This is a genomic window from Roseomonas indoligenes (genome assembly GCF_017813365.1).
GTDB classification, from domain to species: domain Bacteria; phylum Pseudomonadota; class Alphaproteobacteria; order Acetobacterales; family Acetobacteraceae; genus Roseomonas; species Roseomonas indoligenes.
Map to the genome: position 1 here is coordinate 1 of NZ_JAGIZA010000052.1, position 2,419 is coordinate 2,419.

The 2,419-nt window shown below is 69.5% G+C and carries 2 protein-coding genes; both read right to left on the bottom strand.

Going from position 1 to position 2,419, the window contains the following annotated elements; all coding sequences use genetic code 11:
- Nucleotides 1-77 precede the first annotated feature (77 nt).
- Nucleotides 78-806: an IS21-like element helper ATPase IstB gene (istB, locus tag J5Y10_RS27535; protein WP_209377362.1), complete on the bottom strand. Its 729-nt coding sequence runs from the start codon at nt 804-806 to the stop codon at nt 78-80.
- Complete coding sequence (gene istA, locus J5Y10_RS27540) at nt 806-2,305, bottom strand: IS21 family transposase (protein WP_209377364.1); 1,500 nt, start codon at nt 2,303-2,305, stop codon at nt 806-808. The genes istB and istA overlap by 1 nt, the downstream gene beginning before the upstream one ends.
- Nucleotides 2,306-2,419: the final 114 nt, after the last annotated feature.

Below are 2,419 nucleotides of genomic sequence, written 5' to 3' on the forward strand. Positions count from 1 at the left end.
TGTCAATCGGCACGGAATCGGGACCCCGGATCGGCGCGCAATAGGGACCCCTCTGGCGAGGCGTGCTGAGGGGGTAGTCAGACGCGGTTCTTGAACCGCCAGCTGTCGTTGCCGGTCTCGACGATGTCGCAGTGGTGGGTGAGGCGATCCAGCAGGGCCGTCGTCATCTTGGCGTCGCCGAATACGCTGGGCCATTCGCCAAAGGCGAGGTTGGTGGTGACGATGACCGAGGTCTGCTCGTAGAGGCGACTGACGAGGTGGAACAGCAGCTGACCGCCGGACAGGGCGAACGGCAGGTAGCCGAGCTCGTCGAGGACGACGAAGTCCAGTCGGCAGAGGTGGTCGGCGATGCGCCCCTGGCGCCCGGCCCGGGTCTCGGCCTCAAGGCGGTTCACGAGGTCGACCACGTTGTAGAACCGCCCGCGGGCTCCGTCGCGGATGCAGGCCCGGGCGATGGCGATGGCCAGGTGGGTCTTGCCCGTACCGGTGCCACCGACGAGCACCACGTTGCGCTGGTGGGCGAGGAACCCGCCGCCCGCGAGGTCGCGTACCAGGGTTTCGTTGACCGGGGTGCCGTCGAACCCGAACTCGTCCACGTCCTTGGCCAGTGGCAGCTTGGCGGTGGCGATCTGGTACTTGATCGAGCGCGCCTGCTTCTCGGCGATCTCGGCCGAGACGAAGTCGCCGATGACCTGCTGCGGCTCGTGCTGGCGTTTGACGGCGGCCGTGATGATGGCGTCGAACGCACCCTTCATGCCGTAGAGCTTGAGCTCGCCCATGGTGGCGAGGATCTCGGAACGTTCCATCAGAGGCCTCCTCTCAGGCTGTCGTAGCGGCTGCAGTCGGCCAGCGGCGCGTGCCGCAGCCGCAGGGCGTCCGGGGTCAGGACCGTCACCGGCGGCGCGGGCTCGCGCCGCCGGGCAAGGATGTTGAGGATCACGTCCGCCGAGTGGACGCCGTCCCGCAGCGCCTCGGCGCAGGCGGCCTCCACCGCGGCCAGGCCGTCGTCGAGCACCGCGGTCAGGACCTCCACCATCTGCCGGTCGCCGTCGCTGGCCGAGGCCAGCTTGCGGCGGATCCGCTCCAGCGCCCCAGGAAGTAGCCAGTCCTTGAACGGCGCCCCGTTGCGCAGCGCCCCTGGCTTGCGGGCCAGCACCGGCACGTAGTGCCAGGGGTCGAACACCGTCCCATCCCGCCCGAACACGCGCCGGTGCTCGCCCACCACCCGGCCGTCCTGGCGCAGCTCGATCCGATCGGCATAGGCCCGGATCTCGACCGGCCGCCCCACCGCGCTCGCCATCACCGAGTACTTGTTGTTGTCGAACCGGACGAGACAGGTCTTGGACACTGCCGCGGTCACGGCATGGAACCCGTCGAACCGCCCGGCATAGGGCACTAGGCTCGGCCGCTCCGTCTCGAACGCCTCCCAGACCGTTCGCTCCCGCATCTCCGGATGCCGACTGGCCCTGGCATGCGCCACGCACCGGTCCAGCAGCAGGGCGTTCAGCTCCTCGTAGCTCCGCACCCGCAGCCGCGGCGTAAAGAACCGCTCCCGCACCAGCCCGACCTGGTTCTCGACCTGACCTTTCTCCCAGCCCGATGCCGGGCTGCAGGCCACGGGCTCCACCAGGTAGTGGCTGCACATGCGCAGGAAACGCCGGTTATAGACGCGGTCCCGTCCCACCAGGATCGCGTCGACCGCGGTCCGCATGTTGTCGTAGATGCCCCGCGTGCAGGCACCTCGAAAGAAGGCGAACGCCCGGTCATGGGCGTCGAACACCATCTCCTGCGTCTCGCGCGGGTAGGCCCGCACGAACAGCATCCGACTGTGGCACAGCCTCGCGTGCGCGACCTTGACGGTCACCGTCGTGCCGCCGATCAGCACCACCTCGTGGCTCCAGTCGAACTGGTACGCCTCGCCCGGCGCAAAGCTCAGCGGCACGAAGGCCGCGGCCACCGCCGTCGAGCGCGAGGCCTGCCACCCCCGCGCGTGCCGCCGGACCGCGTCGTAGCCGCCCTCGTACCCGAGCCCGCGCAGCGCCTCGTAGACCCGCACCAGCGTCAGACGCTCCCGCCGCGACCGCGCCTCGTTCACCGTCAGCAGGCGCTCCAGCTCGGCCTGCCACGGCCCCAGCTTGGGCTGCGGCTGCCGTGCCCGGCTGTAGCGGAACTCCGTCTCTCCGGACCGCAGAACCTTCCGGACCACCTTCCGCGAGATCCCGAGCTCGCGGCAGATCGCCTTGATCGACTTGCCCTGTACCCGGTGCAGCCGCCGGATCTTTGCCACCGTCTCCACGACCAGCATCCCGACCCAGGCTCCCGATCATCCCGGGAACCACCGTGAACCCCGCCGTCAGAGGGGTCCCGTTTGGACGCCGATCACCCCTCCAACAGGGTCCCTATTCCACGCCGATCCACA

What these genes read in the sequence shown, in the direction of transcription:
- istB (WP_209377362.1), bottom strand. Translation starts at nt 806, where the DNA reads ATGGAACGTTCCGAGATCCTCGCCACCATGGGCGAGCTCAAGCTCTAC.
- istA (WP_209377364.1), bottom strand. Translation starts at nt 2,305, where the DNA reads ATGCTGGTCGTGGAGACGGTGGCAAAGATCCGGCGGCTGCACCGGGTA.